The organism is Pseudomonas sp. KBW05 (assembly GCF_003852405.1).
Taxonomy (GTDB): Bacteria; Pseudomonadota; Gammaproteobacteria; order Pseudomonadales; family Pseudomonadaceae; genus Aquipseudomonas.
The window spans coordinates 1-17,803 of sequence record NZ_QAJM01000016.1; the positions used below are offsets into that span (position 1 = coordinate 1).

At 62.2% G+C, this 17,803-nt stretch carries 18 protein-coding genes; 8 read left to right on the forward strand and 10 right to left on the reverse strand.

The window, feature by feature from the left end:
* Positions 1-41: 41 nt before the first annotated feature.
* The 4 genes from trmB to DBR46_RS14575 form a co-directional block, all read right to left on the reverse strand.
* A complete protein-coding gene (trmB, locus tag DBR46_RS14560) occupies positions 42-767 on the reverse strand; it encodes a tRNA (guanosine(46)-N7)-methyltransferase TrmB (protein WP_124526765.1) in 726 nt (241 codons plus the stop codon).
* Between the two features lie 8 nt (positions 768-775).
* Positions 776-1,570, reverse strand: a complete 795-nt coding sequence (locus tag DBR46_RS14565) for a thiazole synthase (protein WP_003234615.1) — start codon at positions 1,568-1,570, stop codon at positions 776-778.
* 52 nt (positions 1,571-1,622) lie between these two features.
* On the reverse strand, positions 1,623-1,823 hold the full coding sequence (thiS, locus tag DBR46_RS14570) for a sulfur carrier protein ThiS (RefSeq protein ID WP_177414059.1): 201 nt from the start codon (positions 1,821-1,823) through the stop codon (positions 1,623-1,625).
* A gap of 71 nt (positions 1,824-1,894) precedes the next feature.
* Positions 1,895-2,272 carry a DUF423 domain-containing protein gene (locus DBR46_RS14575; protein WP_017737954.1) on the reverse strand — a complete coding sequence of 126 codons (378 nt, stop codon included), beginning with the start codon at positions 2,270-2,272 and terminating at the stop codon, positions 1,895-1,897.
* Positions 2,273-2,342: 70 nt separating this feature from the next.
* On the opposite strand from DBR46_RS14575, the gene mtgA reads away from it, so the two are divergent.
* Positions 2,343-3,065 (forward strand): monofunctional biosynthetic peptidoglycan transglycosylase, encoded by a 723-nt coding sequence (mtgA, locus tag DBR46_RS14580; protein WP_124526767.1) that lies wholly within the window; start codon positions 2,343-2,345, stop codon positions 3,063-3,065.
* 178 nt (positions 3,066-3,243) lie between these two features.
* Here the strand turns inward: mtgA and rpoH are convergent, their stop codons facing one another.
* The 4 genes from rpoH to ftsY all read right to left on the reverse strand — a co-directional run bounded on the left by rpoH (position 3,244) and on the right by ftsY (position 7,324).
* Entirely contained in the window at positions 3,244-4,098 is an 855-nt protein-coding gene (gene rpoH / locus DBR46_RS14585) for an RNA polymerase sigma factor RpoH (RefSeq protein WP_016972967.1), read from the reverse strand.
* Between the two features lie 126 nt (positions 4,099-4,224).
* Positions 4,225-5,250 (reverse strand): permease-like cell division protein FtsX, encoded by a 1,026-nt coding sequence (gene ftsX / locus DBR46_RS14590; RefSeq protein ID WP_017737951.1) that lies wholly within the window; start codon positions 5,248-5,250, stop codon positions 4,225-4,227.
* A complete protein-coding gene (gene ftsE / locus DBR46_RS14595; protein WP_017737950.1) occupies positions 5,247-5,918 on the reverse strand; it encodes a cell division ATP-binding protein FtsE in 672 nt (223 codons plus the stop codon). The genes ftsX and ftsE overlap by 4 nt, the downstream gene beginning before the upstream one ends.
* A complete protein-coding gene (ftsY, locus tag DBR46_RS14600; RefSeq protein ID WP_124526768.1) occupies positions 5,915-7,324 on the reverse strand; it encodes a signal recognition particle-docking protein FtsY in 1,410 nt (469 codons plus the stop codon). The genes ftsE and ftsY overlap by 4 nt, the downstream gene beginning before the upstream one ends.
* Before the next feature lie 234 nt (positions 7,325-7,558).
* Here ftsY and DBR46_RS14605 point away from each other — a divergent pair, with 234 nt between their 5' ends.
* The 4 genes from DBR46_RS14605 to DBR46_RS14620 all read left to right on the forward strand — a co-directional run bounded on the left by DBR46_RS14605 (position 7,559) and on the right by DBR46_RS14620 (position 12,172).
* The gene (locus DBR46_RS14605) at positions 7,559-8,914 is read left to right on the forward strand and encodes a pitrilysin family protein (protein WP_124526769.1); all 1,356 of its coding nucleotides are present in this window, start codon (positions 7,559-7,561) and stop codon (positions 8,912-8,914) included.
* Complete coding sequence (locus DBR46_RS14610; RefSeq protein WP_124526770.1) at positions 8,907-10,397, forward strand: pitrilysin family protein; 1,491 nt, start codon at positions 8,907-8,909, stop codon at positions 10,395-10,397. The genes DBR46_RS14605 and DBR46_RS14610 overlap by 8 nt, the downstream gene beginning before the upstream one ends.
* Positions 10,397-11,014 carry a 16S rRNA (guanine(966)-N(2))-methyltransferase RsmD gene (rsmD, locus tag DBR46_RS14615; RefSeq protein ID WP_124526771.1) on the forward strand — a complete coding sequence of 206 codons (618 nt, stop codon included), beginning with the start codon at positions 10,397-10,399 and terminating at the stop codon, positions 11,012-11,014. The genes DBR46_RS14610 and rsmD overlap by 1 nt, the downstream gene beginning before the upstream one ends.
* A 162-nt stretch (positions 11,015-11,176) precedes the next feature.
* Positions 11,177-12,172 carry a hydrolase gene (locus DBR46_RS14620; protein WP_124526772.1) on the forward strand — a complete coding sequence of 332 codons (996 nt, stop codon included), beginning with the start codon at positions 11,177-11,179 and terminating at the stop codon, positions 12,170-12,172.
* Positions 12,173-12,291: 119 nt separating this feature from the next.
* On the opposite strand, the gene DBR46_RS14625 is transcribed toward DBR46_RS14620, so the two are convergent.
* Positions 12,292-13,146, reverse strand: a complete 855-nt coding sequence (locus DBR46_RS14625) for a sulfurtransferase (protein ID WP_124526773.1) — start codon at positions 13,144-13,146, stop codon at positions 12,292-12,294.
* Between the two features lie 33 nt (positions 13,147-13,179).
* Positions 13,180-13,851, reverse strand: coding sequence for a TetR/AcrR family transcriptional regulator (locus DBR46_RS14630; protein ID WP_124526774.1), 672 nt, complete (start codon positions 13,849-13,851; stop codon positions 13,180-13,182).
* Between the two features lie 147 nt (positions 13,852-13,998).
* Between DBR46_RS14630 and DBR46_RS14635 the strand changes: the two genes are divergently transcribed.
* The 3 genes from DBR46_RS14635 to DBR46_RS14645 all read left to right on the forward strand — a co-directional run bounded on the left by DBR46_RS14635 (position 13,999) and on the right by DBR46_RS14645 (position 17,760).
* A complete protein-coding gene (locus DBR46_RS14635) occupies positions 13,999-15,426 on the forward strand; it encodes a coniferyl aldehyde dehydrogenase (RefSeq protein ID WP_124526775.1) in 1,428 nt (475 codons plus the stop codon).
* Positions 15,427-15,454: 28 nt separating this feature from the next.
* Positions 15,455-16,000 (forward strand): twin-arginine translocation pathway signal protein, encoded by a 546-nt coding sequence (locus tag DBR46_RS14640; protein ID WP_124526776.1) that lies wholly within the window; start codon positions 15,455-15,457, stop codon positions 15,998-16,000.
* A 164-nt stretch (positions 16,001-16,164) separates the two neighbouring features.
* Entirely contained in the window at positions 16,165-17,760 is a 1,596-nt protein-coding gene (locus DBR46_RS14645) for a GMC family oxidoreductase (RefSeq protein ID WP_124526777.1), read from the forward strand.
* The last annotated feature ends 43 nt before the right edge of the window (positions 17,761-17,803 follow it).

Consider the following 17,803-nt stretch of genomic DNA (forward strand, 5'->3'; position numbering starts at 1 on the left):
GCCCGCTCCCACAGTTGATTGCATTTCAAATTTCTAGCTGATTAAGCCAGCTTTTCGAACTTCAAATCCCACACCCCATGCCCGAGTCGCTCGCCGCGACGTTCGAACTTGGTGATCGGCCGCTCGGCCGGGCGTGGCACGCATTTGCCGTCTTCGGCCAGGTTGCGGTAGCCAGGCGCTACATCCATCACTTCCAGCATGTATTCGGCATACGGTTCCCAGTCGGTGGCCATGTGCAGGATGCCGCCCACTTTCAGCTTGCTGCGCACCAGTTCCGCGAAGGAGGCCTGGACGATGCGGCGCTTGTGGTGACGGGATTTGTGCCATGGGTCCGGAAAGAACAGCATCAGGCGGTCAAGGCTGTTGTCGGCGATGCAGCGGTTGAGCACTTCAATCGCGTCGCAGTCGTAGACCCGCAGGTTGGTCAGGCCTTGCGTCAGCACGCCATTGAGCAGCGCACCTACACCGGGACGGTGCACTTCAACGCCGATGAAATCCTGCTCCGGCGAGGCCGCAGCCATTTCCAGCAGGGAGTGGCCCATGCCGAAGCCGATTTCCAGGGAACGCGGGGCCGAACGGCCGAACACCTGGTCGTAGTCCACCGGCGTATCCGCCAGCGGCAACACGAACAGCGGCGTACCTTGCTCCAGGCCCTTTTGCTGGCCTTCGGTCATGCGACCGGCGCGCATCACAAAACTCTTGATGCGGCGGTGCTTGGACTCGTCGCCCTCTTCCACGGTGTTCGGCGTTTCGTTTGATTCAGTCATCATGGCTCTTACTTGATCAGACCATCCAGCGGCGAAGAGGCGCTGGCGTAGAGTTTTTTCGGCATGCGCCCGGCGAGGTAGGCCAGGCGGCCTGCGACGATCGCATGTTGCATGGCTTCAGCCATCATGATCGGTTGCTGGGCGTGGGCGATGGCCGAGTTCATCAGCACCGCGTCGCAGCCCAACTCCATGGCAATGGTCGCGTCGGAGGCAGTGCCCACGCCCGCATCCACCAGCACCGGGATCTTGGCTTCTTCAAGGATGATCTGCAGGTTGTACGGGTTGCAGATCCCCAGGCCGGAACCGATCAGGCCGGCCAGCGGCATCACGGCGATGCAGCCGATTTCGGCCAGTTGGCGGGCGATGATCGGGTCGTCGCTGGTGTAGACCATCACGTCGAAGCCTTCCTTGACCAGCGTCTCGGCGGCCTTGAGGGTTTCGATCACGTTGGGGAACAGGGTTTTCTGGTCGGCCAGCACTTCCAGCTTCACCAGGTTGTGGCCGTCGAGCAGCTCACGGGCCAGGCGGCAGGTGCGCACGGCTTCGATGGCGTCGTAGCAGCCGGCGGTGTTCGGCAGGAAGGTGTAGCGATCCGGCGACAGCACTTCGAGCAGGTTCGGTTCGCCTTCGATCTGGCCCAGGTTGGTGCGGCGCACGGCGAAGGTGACGATCTCGGCGCCCGAGGCTTCGATGGCCAGGCGGGTTTCTTCCATGTCGCGGTACTTGCCGGTGCCGACCAGCAGACGGGACTGGTAGGTACGACCGGCCAGGACGAAGGGCTTGTCGCTACGAACGATGCTCATGGGAAATCCTCGGAATGGGGTGAGGTTCTGCAGAATTCAGGAAGTTGCGCGACTAGCCGCCGCCAATGGCGTGGACCACTTCGATCTGGTCACCTTCGTTGAGCGCGGTCTCGGCGTGCAGGCTGCGCGGGACGATATCCAGGTTGAGCTCCACTGCGACGCGACGCCCGGTCAGGTCCAGGCGGGTCAGCAGGGCCGCAACGGTTTCGCCGTCGGGCAGTTCAAAGGGTTCGCCGTTCAACTGAATGCGCATGCCGCGGGCCGCCATCGTTTTTAGGGGCCAGCATTCTAGCCCGATCAACGTGGCTGACCCAAGTCCCTTGGTCAGGCGGCTTGCAAGCGGAACGCCGCCAGGCCCAGCAGGAACCAGCCGAGCAGGAACGCCAACCCACCAAACGGGGTGATGATGCCGAGCTTGCTGATGCCGGTCATGGTCAGCACATACAGGCTGCCGGAGAACAACAGGATGCCGACGGCAAACGAGACACCCGCCCAGGTGACCAGTCGCCCCGGCAGGTGCGCCGCCAGCAGAGCCACGCCGAACAGGGCCAGGGTGTGCACCAGTTGGTAGGTGACGCCGGTGTGGAAGATCGCCAGGTATTCGGCGCTCAGGCGGTTTTTCAGGCCATGGGCGGCGAAGGCGCCAAGGGCGACACCGGTGAAGCCGAAAAAGGCCGCCAACATCAGAAAGCCACGCAGCATGAGGAACTCCAGTCACAAGGGGCAGGGTCTGTATAATGGCCCGCTCAACGGGTTCGGCCAAGCCATCTCTATGCTGCGTCTCCTCTTCAGTCGTTTTCTCAAAGTCGTGAAATGGTTTGCCGTCGGCAGTGTCCTGCTGGCGCTGCTGTTGCGTGTCGTGCCGCCGCCGTTCACCGCGCTGATGGTGGAGCGCAAGATCGAATCCTGGTTCGACGGCGAGCCCATTGACCTGCAACGCACCTGGGTGCCGTGGGATGAGATCTCCGACGAGCTGAAAGTGGCGGTGATGGCCGGCGAAGACCAGCGCTTCCCGCAGCATTGGGGCTTTGACTTCGGCGCGATCCAGGCGGCGATCCTGCACAACGAGCGCGGCGGTTCGATTCGCGGCGCCAGTACCTTGAGCCAGCAGGTGTCGAAAAACCTGTTCCTGTGGGCCGGCCGCAGTTATCTGCGCAAAGGCCTGGAGGCCTGGTTTACCGGGTTGACCGAAATCCTGTGGCCCAAGCAGCGGATTCTTGAGGTGTACCTCAACAGTGTGGAATGGGATGAAGGCGTGTTTGGCGCAGAAGCGGCGGCGCGGCACCACTTTGGCGTAAGTGCCAAGGCGCTGTCCCGCCAGCAGGCCAGCTATCTGGCGGCGGTGTTGCCCAACCCAAGGGTGTGGAGTGCCAGCCATCCGACGGCGTATGTGGCACGGCGGGCGGCGTGGATTCGCCAGCAGATGAGTCAGTTGGGGGGTGATGGCTACCTGCTCGAACTCAACAACACTCGCAAAGCCCCTTGGTCCGACTGACACAACACAGAAACAACTGTGGGAGCTGGCTTGCCTGCGATAGCGGTCTATCAGCCAGCACATCTGTATCTGACAGACCGCTATCGCAGGCAAGCCAGCTCCCACAGGGACCGCGTGAAGACAAACAAAAATGCCCCGATCTTTCGATCGGGGCATTTTTTTGGTTTATCGCAGCGCTTTAGGCAGCGATCGACAGTTTCAGCTTGTTCATCGCGCTTTTCTCAAGCTGACGAATCCGCTCGGCCGAGACGTTGTACTTCTGCGCCAGGTCGTGCAGCGTGGCTTTGTCTTCTGCCAGCCAGCGCTGGTAGAGGATGTCGCGGCTGCGGTCGTCCAGCACTTCCAGCGCTTCGTGCAGGTTGTGGTTGGAGTTGTCGCTCCAGTCCGCATCCTCCAGTTGCCGCGCCGGGTCGTAGCGGTGGTCTTCCAGGTAGTTGGCCGGCGATTGGAAGGCGCTGTCGTCATCCGCTTCGGCGGCTGGGTCGAAGGCCATGTCATGGCCGGTCAGGCGGCTTTCCATCTCGCGCACTTCACGGGGCTCCACGCCGAGGCTTTCGGCCACGCGGTGGACTTCCTCGTTGTTCAGCCACGCCAGGCGTTTTTTCTGACTGCGCAGGTTGAAGAACAGTTTGCGCTGGGCCTTGGTGGTCGCGACTTTCACGATGCGCCAGTTGCGCAGGATGAACTCGTGGATTTCCGCCTTGATCCAGTGCACGGCAAACGACACCAGACGCACACCCATCTCAGGGTTGAAGCGTTTCACCGCCTTCATCAGGCCAACGTTGCCTTCCTGGATCAGGTCAGCCTGCGCCAGGCCGTAGCCGCTATAGCTACGGGCGATATGTACGACAAAACGCAGGTGGGCGAGCACCATCTGCCGAGCCGCCCCCAAATCCTGCTCATAGTAGAGACTCTCGGCCAGTTCACGCTCCTGCTCGGGCGTCAGCAATGGAATGCTGTTGACCGTGTGCACATACGCCTCCAGGTTCGCACCTGGGACCAGAGCATAAGCAGGTTGCAAAGAAGTGGTCATACGAAACCTCCGACTTACATAACTCGTGCAGTTCAGCACTGCGAAAATTGACCGGGAACCGTAGGACAAGTTCCCTAAACCGCTGATACGGTCAATACAAACGAAACCACATTAATCTGACATTAACTACTTCGGTGCCAGCTCGCGTAAATGACGAGCGACCGCAATCCAAGCACCGATATACCCCAACAGCACCGCGCCAAGCAAGAGACTCAGACCATCGGCTACCGGCACGCCCGCCAGGGCGAAATCACTGCCGTACAAGCCAGCCAGCCCGACAACCGCGTCGTTCAGCCAGTCCAAGCCAAATGCCAGCACGCCCCAGGACAAAATCCCGGCGCCGAAGCCATAAAGCGCGCCCATGTACAGAAAAGGCCGACGCACATAGCTGTCCGTGCCGCCGACCAGTTTAATCACTTCTATCTCGGTGCGACGGTTTTCAATATGAAGACGAATGGTATTACCTATCACCAAAAGTAATGCAGACACCAACAGCACCGTCAGGCCGAACACAAAGCGGTCACCCAGCTTGAGGATCGCTGCCAGGCGCTCCACCCAGACTAGATCAAGTTGCGCCTGTTGCACCTTGGGCATCTCTGCGAGTTTTTGTCGCAGGGCTTCCAATGCGGGCTTGTCGACTTCATTCGGCGTCACCAGCACCACGCCCGGCAGCGGGTTCTGCGGCAGCTCCTTGAGCGCCTCGCCCAGGCCGGATTGTTGCTGGAACTCCTCAAGGGCCTGGTCGCGGCTGATGTACTCGGCATCCGCTACGCCCGGCAGGTTCTTGATGTCGTCACGCAGGCCTTCGCCTTCCTTGGTGCTCGCATCGATATTGAGGTACAGCGAAATCTGCGCCGCACGCTGCCAGGAACCGCCCAGGCGCTCCACATTGTTCAGCAGCAGCGACAAGCCCATCGGCAGGCTCAAGGCCACGGCCATCACCAGGCAGGTGAAAAAGCTGCCGATCGGCTGCTTGCCCAGGCGACGCAGGCTGTCCAGCAGGCTGGCGCGGTGGCTTTCGATCCAGGCGCGCAGCAGCGTGCCGAAATCCGGGCCGTCATCTTCGTCGTGCTTTTTCTTTTTCTGCGGTTGCGGGTCGGCCGGTTTCGGCGCCACGCGTTCGGAGACTTTAGGGCTGCGGGTAGCACTCATACGCCAGCCTCCCCGTCACCGATCAGGCGGCCGCGTTGCAGGGTCAGCATGCGGTGGCGCATGCGAGCGATCAGTGCCAGGTCGTGACTGGCGATCAATACGCTGGTGCCCAGGCGGTTGATGTCTTCGAATACGCCCATGATTTCTGCGGCCAAACGCGGGTCGAGGTTACCGGTGGGTTCGTCCGCCAGCAGCAAGGCCGGGCGGTGGACGATGGCGCGGGCAATGCCGACGCGCTGTTGCTGGCCGGTGGACAGGTCGCCGGGGTAGAGGTCGGTCTTGTCCGACAGCGCCACGCGCTCCAGGGCCGAATCCACGCGTTTGACGATCTCGGCCTTGGACAGCCCGAGGATCTGCAATGGCAGGGCAATGTTGTTGAACACCGTGCGATCGAACAGCAGCTGGTGGTTCTGGAACACCACGCCAATCTGGCGGCGCAGGTACGGAATCTGCGCATTGCTGATGGTGGCCAGGTCCTGGCCGGCCAGCAGCAGTTTGCCGGTGGTCGGGCGTTCCATGGCCAGCAGCAGGCGCAACAAGGTGCTTTTACCGGCGCCAGAGTGCCCGGTGACAAACAAGAATTCGCCGCGACGCACTCGAAAGCTCAGCTCATGCAAGCCCACATGCCCGTTGGCATAGCGTTTACCGACCTGTTCGAATCGAATCATGAACGCTCCCGCTCGGCGAAAAGTGCCTGGACAAAGGGTTCGGCTTCAAAGGTACGCAGGTCGTCGATACCTTCACCGACGCCGATATAACGAATGGGCAGGCCGAACTGCTTGGCCAGGGCGAAGATCACGCCGCCCTTGGCCGTGCCGTCGAGCTTAGTCAATGCCAGGCCGGTCAGTTGCACCGTCTGGTTGAATTGTTTGGCCTGGCTGATGGCGTTCTGCCCGGTGCCGGCGTCGAGCACCAGCAATACTTCGTGCGGGGCGTCTGCGTCGAGCTTGCCGATCACGCGGCGGACTTTCTTCAGTTCTTCCATCAAATTGTCTTTGGTGTGCAGGCGACCGGCGGTATCGGCGATCAGCACATCAATGTTGCGCGCCTTGGCGGCTTGCACGGCATCGAAGATCACCGAAGCGGAATCGGCGCCCGTGTGCTGGGCAATCACCGGGATCTTGTTGCGCTCGCCCCACACTTGCAGCTGTTCTACCGCAGCGGCGCGGAAGGTGTCGCCCGCCGCCAGCATGACTTTCTTGCCTTCGGACTGCAGTTTCTTCGCCAGCTTGCCGATGGTGGTGGTCTTGCCGGCGCCGTTGACACCCACCACCAGGATCACGAACGGCTTGTTCGGGGTGATCACCAGCGGTGCTTCCACCGGCTTGAGCATCGCAGCCAGCTCGGCTTGCAGGGATTTGTAGAGGGCATCGGCGTCAGTCAGCTGCTTGCGCGCGACCTTCTGCGTCAGGCTCTGGATGATCACGGCGGTGGCTTCGACGCCCACGTCGGCGGTGAGCAGACGGGTTTCGATGTCTTCCAGCAGCTCGTCATCAATGACCTTTTTGCCGAGGAACAGGCTAGCCATGCCTTCGCCGATGCTGGCGCTGGTCTTGCTCAGGCCTTGCTTGAGACGGGCGAAGAAGCCGGTCTTGCTGGCTTCGGCGACAACGGGTTCGGGCTCGACCACAGCAGGAACGGCTGTTTCGACGACTGGCGCCGCTTCAACCACCACGGCCACCGGTTCAACCACGGCAGGGATCGGTGGTGCGACGTGTTCAGCCTGTACATCTTCAACCAGCGCCACTGGCTCTTCTGCCACTGGCAGCTCGGGCCAAGGCTTGTGCTCTGGCTCTGGCTCTGGCTCTGGCTCTGGCTCTGGCTCTGGCTCAACGACTGGCGCTGGCTCAGCCTCGACCACCGGCTGCAACACCGGTTCAACCAGCGGCAACACCACCGGCGCCGGGGTCTCTACGACCGGTTCGGCTTCTACGATAGGCTCTGGGATAGGCTCAGGTTGAACCTGTGGCTGTTCGACGACGGTTTCCTGCGGCTTTTTGCGCAGCCATCCGAACAGGCCTTTCTTCTCGCCAGCCGCAGCTGGGGTCTTCTTGTCGTCGTTGGAACCAAACATGGAGGACGGCTATCTCAAGGTAGCGACGCGCCAGAGGGGCGCGTCGGTAAATAAAATTCGATGCGTAACAGACTGTTTTTTAGCCAGCTCGTTCATGCGCAACATCTTGTAAGGCCTAAATCGGGCCTTAACAGGACTGCCGCAGTGGCCGTCCGTAAATCCGACCAGTATCCTAGCACCTCCTCGCCCGCCGACGCTAAGACCAAGCGGGCAGCCCAACAGGTTTAAAAACGAATGAATGCTCTAGCCCGCCGCGCCGCAGGCCTGCTGTTCAGCACAGTTTGTCTGCCTCTTTCAGCCTTGGCTGCCGATCCACAACCCACCCATGAATTCACCCTGGATAACGGCCTCAAGGTCGTCGTACGCGAAGACCATCGCGCGCCAGTGGTGGTTTCCCAGGTCTGGTACAAGGTCGGTTCCAGCTACGAAACCCCGGGCCAGACCGGTTTGTCCCACGCCCTGGAACACATGATGTTCAAGGGCAGCGCCAAGGTCGGCCCAGGCGAAGCCTCGCTGATCCTGCGCGACCTGGGCGCCGAAGAGAACGCCTTTACCAGCGACGACTACACCGCCTACTACCAGGTGCTGGCCCGCGACCGCCTGGGCGTCGCCTTCGAACTCGAAGCCGACCGCATGGCCAGCCTGCGCCTGCCGGCCGACGAGTTCAGCCGCGAAATCGAGGTCATTAAAGAAGAACGCCGTCTGCGCACCGACGACAACCCGATGTCCAAGGCCTTCGAGCGTTTCAAGGCCATGGCCTTCCCGGCCAGTGGCTACCACACGCCAACCATCGGCTGGATGGCTGACCTGGAGCGCATGAAGGTCGAAGAGCTGCGCCACTGGTACCAAGCCTGGTACGTGCCGAACAACGCCACCCTGGTGGTGGTCGGCGACGTCACCCCGGACGAGGTGAAGAACCTGGCCCAGCGCTACTTCGGCCCGATCCCCAAGCGTGACGTGCCACCGGCCAAGGTGCCGATGGAGCTGGCCGAGCCTGGCGAACGCCTGCTGACCATGCGTGTACAGACCCAACTGCCCAGCGTGATCCTCGGTTTCAACGTGCCCGGCCTGGTCACCGCCGAAGACAAACGCTCGGTCCAGGCCCTGCGCCTGATCTCCGCCCTGCTGGATGGCGGCTACAGCGCACGTATCTCCGAGCAGCTGGAGCGCGGTGAAGAGCTGGTTTCCGCCGCCTCCACCAACTACGACGCCTACACCCGTGGTGACACCTTGTTCACCCTGTCGGCCACGCCGAACCAGCAGAAGAAAAAGACCATCGCCCAAGCCGAAGCCGGCCTGTGGCGCCTGCTGGACGAACTCAAGGCCAAGCCACCGACCGCCGCCGAGCTGGAACGCATCCGCGCCCAGGTCATTGCCGGCCTGGTCTATCAGCGTGATTCCATCACCAGCCAGGCCACGGCCATCGGCTCCTTGGAAACCGTCGGCCTGTCCTGGAAGCTGATGGACACCGAGCTTGCCGACCTGCAAAGCGTGACCCCGGAAGATATCCAGAAAGCCGCGCGCACCTACTTCACCCGCGAACGCCTCAGCGTCGCCCATGTCCTGCCTGAGGAGACCGCTCATGAGTGATCGCAAAAGCAGCCGCCTGATCTTCCCCGGCCTGATCGCCGTCACCCTGATCGCCGCCGGCGCCGTGTACTTCCTGCGCCCGAGCGAATCCATCGCCAGCCCGGCGCTGGAAAAGGCCCAGTCGGCCAATAAGCTGCAATCCTTGGCCGAGCTGGACGGCAAGGCGCCGACCAACCGCAAGCTCGACGTGCAAACCTGGACCACCGCCGAAGGCGCCAAGGTGCTGTTCGTCGAAGCCCATGAACTGCCGATGTTCGACCTGCGTATCCTGTTCGCCGCCGGCAGCAGCCAGGACGGCAACGTGCCGGGCCTGGCGCTGATGACCAACGCCATGCTCAACGAAGGCGTGCCGGGCAAGGATGTTAGCCAGATCGCCCGCGACTTCGAAGGCCTGGGCGCCGACTTTGGCAATGGTGCCTACCGCGACATGGCGCTGGTGTCCCTGCGCAGTCTGAGCGCCGGCGACAAGCGTGATGCGGCCCTGTCGCTGTTTGATGACGTGATCGGCAAGCCGACCTTCCCGGCCGACTCCCTGGCGCGCATCAAGAACCAGATTCTCGCCGGCTTCGAATACCAGAAGCAGAACCCGGCCAAGCTGGCCAGCCTGGAGTTGTTCAAGCGCCTGTACGGCGACCACCCTTACGCGCATCCAAGTGAAGGCACGCCCGAGAGCGTGCCGAAGATCAACCTTGCGCAGTTGCAGGGCTTCCACGCCAAGGCCTATGCCGCTGGCAATGCGGTGATTGCGGTGGTCGGCGACCTGACCCGCGCCGAAGCCGAAGCCATGACGGCCAAGGTGTCGGCGTCGCTGCCCAAAGGCCCGGCACTGGCGAAGATCGCCCAGCCCACCGAGCCTAAAGCCGGCCTGAGCCATATCGAGTTTCCGTCCAAGCAGACGCACTTGCTGTTCGCCCAACTCGGCATCGACCGCGCCGATCCGGACTACGCGGCCTTGTCCCTGGGCAACCAGATCCTCGGCGGCGGTGGCTTCGGTACGCGCTTGATGAGTGAAGTGCGCGAGAAACGCGGCCTGACCTACGGCGTGTACTCCGGTTTCTCACCGATGCAGGTGCGCGGCCCGTTCATGATCAACCTGCAGACCCGCGCCGAAATGAGCGGCGGCACCCTGCGCCTGGTTGAGGAGGTGGTGGCTGACTACCTGAAGACCGGCCCGACCCAAAAGGAACTGGATGACGCCAAGCGCGAGCTGGCCGGCAGCTTCCCGCTGTCTACCGCGAGCAACGCCGATATCGTCGGACAGCTGGGCGCGATGGGTTTCTACAACCTGCCGCTGAGCTATCTGGAAGATTTCATGAAACAATCCCAGGCCCTGACCGTAGAGCAGGTCAAGGCTGCAATGAACAAACACTTGAGCGCCGACAAGATGGTCATCGTGACCGCCGGCCCGACCACTGCGCAAAAGCCACTACCGCCCCCCACTGATAAACCCGCCGAGCAGCCGCTCGGGGTTCCGGAGCATTAATGGCCAGTTCATCTCGCCCGAAAAAACCCGTCCACAACGTCCACAACGGTGTGGGCCAACTGCGCATCATTGGCGGTGAATGGGGCAGCCGCAAGCTGAGCTTCCCCGATGTCGTGGGCCTGCGCCCAACGCCAGACCGCGTGCGTGAAACCCTGTTCAACTGGCTCGCGCCGTACATCGGCGGGGCCAAGGTGCTGGACCCGTTCGCCGGCAGCGGCGCGCTGTTCCTCGAGGCGCTGTCCCGTGGCGCGGCCCAGGCCCAGGCGCTGGATGCAAGCAACGTGGCGGTGTCCAGCCTCAAGGAACACTTGGGCACCCTGCGCTGCACCAACGGCCAGGTGCAAACCGCCGATGCCCTGCGCTACCTGGAAACCCAGCCGGCCAGCGAGTACGACGTGGTGTTTCTCGACCCGCCGTTCAACCAGAACCTGCTGCCGACCGTGTGCGCACTGCTGGAAGAGCGCCAATGGCTGGCGCCGGATGCGTGGATCTACACTGAAAGCGAGACCGCGCCTTCCACCCTCGGCCTGCCGGGTGCCTGGCGCCTGCACCGGGAACAGAAGTCCGGTCGGGTGTATTACGCGTTGTGGCACCGCTTAGTCGAAAGCGCCGCCTAACCCTGTGGCGAGGGAGCTTGCTCCCGCTGGGGTGCGAAGCAGCCCTAAAACCGGCAACAGTGTTCTGACTGAATACATGCGGTGTTCTTGATGGGGCTGCTACGCAGCCCAGCGGGAGCAAGCTCCCTCGCCACAGTGAGTTCACTTGCCATCGAGAGTGTCATGCAGCCTTCTTCTGACCTGTTCACCCCCGCCTTCGGCCTCGGCAACCCCCACCTGCAAACGCTGTGGGGCCCGCTGTGGCGCCCCACCACCCACATCGAACGCCAACGCGAGCGCCTGTGGCTGGAAGACGGTGACTTCCTCGACCTCGACTGGCACGGCCCCCACGACGCGCAAGCGCCGTTGGTGCTGGTGTTGCACGGGCTGACCGGTTCATCCAACTCGCCCTACGTGGCCGGCCTGCAAAAAGCCCTCGCCAGCCGCGGCTGGGCGAGCGCCGCGCTGAACTGGCGTGGCTGTTCGGGGGAGCCGAATCTGTTGGCGCGCAGCTATCACTCCGGCGCCAGCGAAGACCTGGCAGCGGCGATTGCCCATCTGCGGGCCAAACGACCGTTGGCGCCGCTGTATGCGGTGGGTTATTCGCTGGGGGGCAATGTGTTGCTCAAACACCTGGGTGAAACCGGCGGGGCCTCGGGCTTGCAGGGCGCGGCGGCGGTGTCGGTGCCGTTTCGCCTGGATCAATGCGCGGATCGTATCGGCCTGGGCTTTTCGCGGGTTTATCAGAAGCACTTCATGCGTGAAATGCTGGCGTACATCCGCGTCAAGCAGCACCGGTTCTTGCAGGACGGCCGCGCGGACGGGCTGAAGACCCTGGAGGCCTTGGGTTCGCTGGAGAAGATGCGCACGTTCTGGGATTTCGATGGGCGGGTGACCGCGCCGTTGCATGGGTTCCTCAGTGCCGAGGATTACTATCGCCGCGCGTCGAGTCGCTATTACCTGGGTGAGATTCGTACGCCGACGCTGATAATTCATGCGGCGGATGATCCGTTTGTGTTTGCTCACAGCTTGCCGGAGGCTGGTGAGCTGTCGGATTGCACGGAGTTTGAATTACTGGAAAAAGGCGGCCACGTGGGTTTTGTCGGCGGATCGCTCAAGCGCCCAAGCTACTACCTTGAACACCGCATCCCCCAATGGCTACTGACACAACACGGTTAAAAATGTGGGAGCTGGCTTGCCTGCGATGGCAGACTGTCAGTTGATACATGTGTAGCTGACCCACCGCTATCGCAGGCAAGCCAGCTCCCACAGTTTGATTGGGTTTTCACCCTGGGGTTTTAGTCGCCTGTAGCGATTTCCCGCTGGGGGTCAGTAATCCACTCACTCCAAGACCCCGCATACAACTTGCCCAACGGATACCCCGCCAGGCTCAGGGCGAACAGGTTATGACACGCCGTCACCCCCGAACCGCAATAGGCCACCAGCTCATCCGGTGAACGGCCTTTCAACTGATCAGCAAACCGTTGCTTGAGCTGCTCAACCGGCAAGAAACGCCCATCGCTGCCCAGGTTTTCACTGAACGCCGCACACTGCGCCCCCGGAATATGCCCGGCGACCGGGTCGATAGGCTCCACCTCACCGCGAAAGCGCGGCTGGGCGCGGGCATCGATCAAGGTCAGGCCCGGCTGGCCCAGGCGCTTTTGCAGGTGTTCGGCGTCCAGCAACAAATGGTTATCCGGCGTGCCGGCAAACGTCCCGGGCTGGATCACCGGCGCATCCAGGCTCAATGGGAAGCCCGCGGCATGCCAGGCCTTGAGGCCGCCATCGAGGATAAACACACCGTCACGCTTGCCCAACCACGCCAGCAACCACCACGCCCGGGCGGCAAACGCGCCGGGGCCGTCGTCATACAGCACCACGTCGGTGTCGGCATTGATGCCCCAGGCCCGCAGTTGCTGCGCCAGCGTGTCCGCGACTGGCAACGGGTGACGACCGGTCACGCCCTTGGTCACCGGCCCGCTGAGGTGGCGCTCCAGGTCGGCGTATTGCGCGCCCTCGATATGCCCTTCGGCGTAGCTGCAACGCCCGTAATCCGGGTCTTCAAGGGCAAAGCGGCAATCAAGGATCACCAGCCCGGGCGACTGTTGGCGCTCGGCCAATGGCTGGGGGCTGATCAGTTGGGCAAGCGGCATGACGGACTCCTGTGGACAGATTCGGGAAAGGTCCTACTTCACTTCTTCCAGTGCCTGATTCAACGGCACGTAAAACTCTTTGAACAACGCGTCTACCGCGTCCTTGGCCTCGGGCGTGACAAACCCGGCCTCCAGCACCAGCACCTGGTACACCCCGCGCTTGATCGCCTCGGCGCTCAAGTGCGCGGAATTTTCGTTGGTGGTGCACAGGAAGCGTACCCACGACGTGAGGATGATCCACGCGTTGAGGGTCAGGGCTTCGGTCTGGATCGGGTCCATATTGAGGATGCCGGCATCGACAAACCCCCGGTAGATCGCATTGCCCTGGATCAGGCAGCGCTGAGAGAAACGCCGGTAGCCGGTGGCCAGTTCCGGGTCGCTTTCCAGCAGGTGTTCAAGGTCGCGGTGCAAGAAACGATAGCGCCACATGCCCGCCAGCAAGGCCTGCAAGTAGAAGCGTTTGTCCTGAACGGTGGCGGCGCGCCCCTGGGGCGGACGCAGGAAACTGTCCACCAGGGCTTCGTATTCGCGAAACAGCACGGCGATGATCGCCTGCTTGTTGGGGAAGTGGTAGTACAGGTTGCCCGGGGAAATTTCCATGTGGGCAGCAATATGGTTGGTGCTGATACTGCGCTCGCCCTGCTGGTTAAAAAGCTCCAGGCTGGTTTGCACAATGCGCTCGCTGGTCTTTACTCGTGGTGCCATAGGGGAATCAGCTTCTATACACGTGATGGGGCATCTTACGGCCTATCCAGGCCGGGATAAAACTGCATGTTGCTGCAATGTTATTTGACAATTTAGAGCAATGACTCTAAAAATCCAGGCAGACCTATAACAACCGGGAACTGCGCCATGTCTGCCAACGTTGCCTACCTGCAAGATTCCCAGGCGCTGGAACACCTCCAGGACCTGTTCGACGCCCAACAACGCGCCTACGCGGCCAACCCGATGCCGCCGGCAGGTCAACGCCAGCAATGGCTCAAGGCCCTGCGTGACCTGCTGAGCGACGAACGCCAGGCGTTGATCAACGCCATCAGCCAGGATTTCAGCCACCGCAGCGCCGACGAAACCCTGTTCGCCGAATTGATGCCCAGCCTGCATGGCATTCACTACGCCAGCAAACACCTCAAGGGCTGGATGAAACCTTCGCGCCGCGCCGTAGGCATTGCCTTCCAGCCCGCGTCCGCCAAAGTCATCTACCAACCGCTGGGCGTGGTCGGGGTGATCGTGCCGTGGAACTACCCGCTGTACCTGGCCATTGGCCCGCTGGTCGGTGCATTGGCGGCGGGTAACCGGGTGATGCTCAAGCTCAGCGAATCCACCCCCGCCACCGGCGAATTGCTCAAAACGCTGCTGGCGAAGATCTTCCCCGAAGACCTGGTGTGCGTGGTGCTCGGCGAGGCCGATATGGGCATCGCGTTTTCCAGGCTGCGCTTCGACCACCTGCTGTTCACCGGCGCCACCAGCATCGGCAAGCATGTGATGCGCGCGGCGGCCGAACACCTCACGCCGGTCACCCTGGAGCTGGGCGGCAAGTCGCCCGCCATCGTCTCTGCCGATGTACCGCTCAAGGACGCCGCCGAACGCATCGCCTTCGGCAAGGCCTTGAACGCCGGGCAAACCTGCGTGGCGCCGGACTACGTGCTGGTGCCGGAAGATCGCGTGGAGGGCTTCGTCGAGGCCTACACCCAAGCGATTCGCGGGTTTTACCCGACCCTGGCCGACAACCCGGACTACACCGCCATCATCAACGAACGGCAATTGGCGCGGCTCAACGCCTATGCCAAGGACGCCACCGACAAGGGCGCCACCCTGATCCCGCTGTTTGATCAGGGCCAGGCCCGGCGCATGGCCCACAGCCTGTTGCTGAATGTCAGCGATGACATGACGGTGATGCAGGACGAAATTTTCGGCCCGCTGCTGCCGATCGTGCCGTATCGCGGCCTTGACCAGGCGTTTGCCTACATCAACCAGCGCCCTCGCCCGCTGGCCCTGTATTACTTCGGCTACAACAAGGGTGAACAGAACCGCGTACTCCACGAGACCCATTCCGGCGGCGTGTGCCTGAACGACACCCTGCTGCACGTGGCCCAGGACGACATGCCGTTCGGCGGCATCGGCCCCTCGGGCATGGGCCACTACCACGGCCACGAAGGTTTCCTAACGTTCAGCAAAGCCAAGGGTGTGCTGGTGAAACAACGCCTGAACGCGGCGAAATTGATCTACCCGCCTTATGGCAAGGCGATCCAGACGTTGATCCAGAAGCTGTTTATCCGCTGATAACACCACTCTCGGGATAACAATAAAAATGAACCCCAGCCTGACTGAAACACCCGCGCTGTCACGGCGCGGCGTCTTGAAAATCGGCCTGTGCGCCAGCGCTTTCCTGGCCACCGCCGGGCTCGGCGCCAGCCTCAGCGGCTGCTCCAGCAGCACGCCCGCCAGCGGCTTTGTGATGTTGCGCAGCAGTGACCTGCCGTTCCTGCGCGCCGTGATCCCAGTGCTGCTCGAAGGCGTGGCCAGCGCCGAGGCCGTCGCCAGCGGCATCGAGGACACACTGAAAAAGCTCGATTTCAGCCTGCAACGCCTGTCGCCGGAGATGTTCAAGCTCACCCAGCAACTGTTTGACGTGCTGGGCATGGGCATCACCCGTGGGCCGCTGACCGGGATCTGGGGCAGTTGGGAAAACGCCAGCAGCGAACAGATCCGCAACTTTCTGCATCGCTGGGAGAACAGCTACCTGAACCTGCTGCGCATGGGCCAGGGTTCGTTGCTCAAGCTGGTGATCATGGCGTGGTATTTTCAGCCGGCGTCCTGGGCCCATTGCGGCTATCCCGGGCCTCCAAAGATCTAGCCTTGATAACCCAATCAAAACTGTGGGAGCGGGCTTGCTCGCGAAAGCGGTGGGTCAGTCAAATAATCCGTCACTGATACACCGCTTTCGCGAGCAAGCCCGCTCCCACATTTAGATCGCAACTTCGTAGCGACCGACACCTATAACAACAAGAGTGCACGCCCATGCCCGTACCCGATCTGTTCCGTGATGGCCTCGCCCGTGGCTGGAAAACCCACAACGGCGCCGCCCTCGACAGCGACCTGACCCTGGAAGCCGACGTCGCCATCATCGGCAGTGGCGCCGGCGGCGGCACCACCGCCGAGATCCTCAGCGCCGCCGGCTACAAGGTGCTGCTGATCGAAGAAGGCCCGCTCAAGACCAGCAGCGATTTCAAGCTGCTCGAGGACGAGGCCTACACCAGCCTGTACCAGGAAGGCATCGGCCGTATGAGCAAGGACGGCGCGATCACCATCCTGCAAGGCCGGGCGGTGGGTGGCACCACGTTGATCAACTGGACGTCGAGCTTTCGCACGCCGGACGCCACCCTTTCCCACTGGGCCAGCGAATACGCGGTGAAGGGCCACAGCAGCGCCGAGATGGCGCCGTGGTTCGAAAAAATGGAGCAACGCCTGGGCATCGCGCCGTGGGCTATGCCGCCCAACCCCAATAACGACGTGATCCGCAAAGGCTGCGAAAAGCTTGGCTACAGCTGGCATGTCATCCCGCGCAATGTGCGTGGCTGCTTCAACCTGGGGTATTGCGGCATGGGTTGCCCGGTCAACGCCAAGCAGTCGATGTTGGTGACCACCATCCCGTCCACCCTGGAAGCCGGCGGCGAGCTGCTCTACCTGGCCCGCGCTGAACGCCTGAAGTACAGCGGCGACACCATCAGCAGCCTGGAATGCGTGGCCATGGACGATCTGTGCGTGGCACCGACCGGTCGCAAGATTACGGTGAAAGCCAAGCACTACGTGCTCTCCGGCGGCGGTATCAACAGCCCGGCGCTGCTGATGCGCTCGGATGCCCCCGACCCGCATTCGCGGGTGGGCAAACGCACTTTTCTGCACCTGGTGAATTTCTCTGCGGGGCTGTTCGACGAAGTGATCAACCCGTTCTATGGCGCGCCGCAGTCGATCTATTCCGACCATTTCCAATGGCAGGACGGCACCACCGGCAAAATGTCGTACAAGCTCGAAGCGCCGCCCTTACATCCGGCGCTGGCCAGCACCCTGCTGGGCGGCTACGGCGAGCAGAACGCCCTGGACATGAGCCAATTGCCCAACACCCACGCCATGCTCGCGCTGTTGCGGGACGGTTTTCACCCCGACAGCCCCGGTGGCACCGTGGATTTGCGCGGTGATGGCACGCCGGTGCTCGACTATCAGGTTTCGGACTACGCCTGGGACGGCCTGCGCCGGGCCTTCCACAGCATGGCCGAGATCCAGTTCGCGGCGGGCGCCAAGTCGGTCAAGCCGCTGCACCACGATGCGCGCTACGTGAAAACCCTGGGCGAAGCCCGCGCAATGATCGACGACCTCAACCTGGAACTGCACCGCACCTGCCTGGGCAGCGCCCATGTGATGGGCGGTTGCGCCATGGGCGAAGACCCGAAAAACGCGGTGGCCGACAGCCTCGGGCGCCATCATCAATTGCGCAACCTGTCGATCCACGACGGTTCGCTGTTCCCCACCAGCATTGGGGCCAACCCGCAATTATCGGTGTATGGATTGACCGCGCAACTGGCGACCGCGTTGGCCGAACGTCTGAAAACGGCGTGAAAAAACACGGTCTATCGTGGTTTCTTCTACATAAGTTGACTTG

What these genes read in the sequence shown, in the direction of transcription:
- trmB (WP_124526765.1), bottom strand. Translation starts at nt 767, where the DNA reads ATGACTGAATCAAACGAAACGCCGAACACCGTGGAAGAGGGCGACGAG.
- DBR46_RS14565 (WP_003234615.1), bottom strand. Translation starts at nt 1,570, where the DNA reads ATGAGCATCGTTCGTAGCGACAAGCCCTTCGTCCTGGCCGGTCGTACC.
- thiS (WP_177414059.1), bottom strand. Translation starts at nt 1,823, where the DNA reads ATGCGCATTCAGTTGAACGGCGAACCCTTTGAACTGCCCGACGGCGAA.
- DBR46_RS14575 (WP_017737954.1), bottom strand. Translation starts at nt 2,272, where the DNA reads ATGCTGCGTGGCTTTCTGATGTTGGCGGCCTTTTTCGGCTTCACCGGT.
- mtgA (WP_124526767.1), top strand. Translation starts at nt 2,343, where the DNA reads ATGCTGCGTCTCCTCTTCAGTCGTTTTCTCAAAGTCGTGAAATGGTTT.
- rpoH (WP_016972967.1), bottom strand. Translation starts at nt 4,098, where the DNA reads ATGACCACTTCTTTGCAACCTGCTTATGCTCTGGTCCCAGGTGCGAAC.
- ftsX (WP_017737951.1), bottom strand. Translation starts at nt 5,250, where the DNA reads ATGAGTGCTACCCGCAGCCCTAAAGTCTCCGAACGCGTGGCGCCGAAA.
- ftsE (WP_017737950.1), bottom strand. Translation starts at nt 5,918, where the DNA reads ATGATTCGATTCGAACAGGTCGGTAAACGCTATGCCAACGGGCATGTG.
- ftsY (WP_124526768.1), bottom strand. Translation starts at nt 7,324, where the DNA reads ATGTTTGGTTCCAACGACGACAAGAAGACCCCAGCTGCGGCTGGCGAG.
- DBR46_RS14605 (WP_124526769.1), top strand. Translation starts at nt 7,559, where the DNA reads ATGAATGCTCTAGCCCGCCGCGCCGCAGGCCTGCTGTTCAGCACAGTT.
- DBR46_RS14610 (WP_124526770.1), top strand. Translation starts at nt 8,907, where the DNA reads ATGAGTGATCGCAAAAGCAGCCGCCTGATCTTCCCCGGCCTGATCGCC.
- rsmD (WP_124526771.1), top strand. Translation starts at nt 10,397, where the DNA reads ATGGCCAGTTCATCTCGCCCGAAAAAACCCGTCCACAACGTCCACAAC.
- DBR46_RS14620 (WP_124526772.1), top strand. Translation starts at nt 11,177, where the DNA reads ATGCAGCCTTCTTCTGACCTGTTCACCCCCGCCTTCGGCCTCGGCAAC.
- DBR46_RS14625 (WP_124526773.1), bottom strand. Translation starts at nt 13,146, where the DNA reads ATGCCGCTTGCCCAACTGATCAGCCCCCAGCCATTGGCCGAGCGCCAA.
- DBR46_RS14630 (WP_124526774.1), bottom strand. Translation starts at nt 13,851, where the DNA reads ATGGCACCACGAGTAAAGACCAGCGAGCGCATTGTGCAAACCAGCCTG.
- DBR46_RS14635 (WP_124526775.1), top strand. Translation starts at nt 13,999, where the DNA reads ATGTCTGCCAACGTTGCCTACCTGCAAGATTCCCAGGCGCTGGAACAC.
- DBR46_RS14640 (WP_124526776.1), top strand. Translation starts at nt 15,455, where the DNA reads ATGAACCCCAGCCTGACTGAAACACCCGCGCTGTCACGGCGCGGCGTC.
- DBR46_RS14645 (WP_124526777.1), top strand. Translation starts at nt 16,165, where the DNA reads ATGCCCGTACCCGATCTGTTCCGTGATGGCCTCGCCCGTGGCTGGAAA.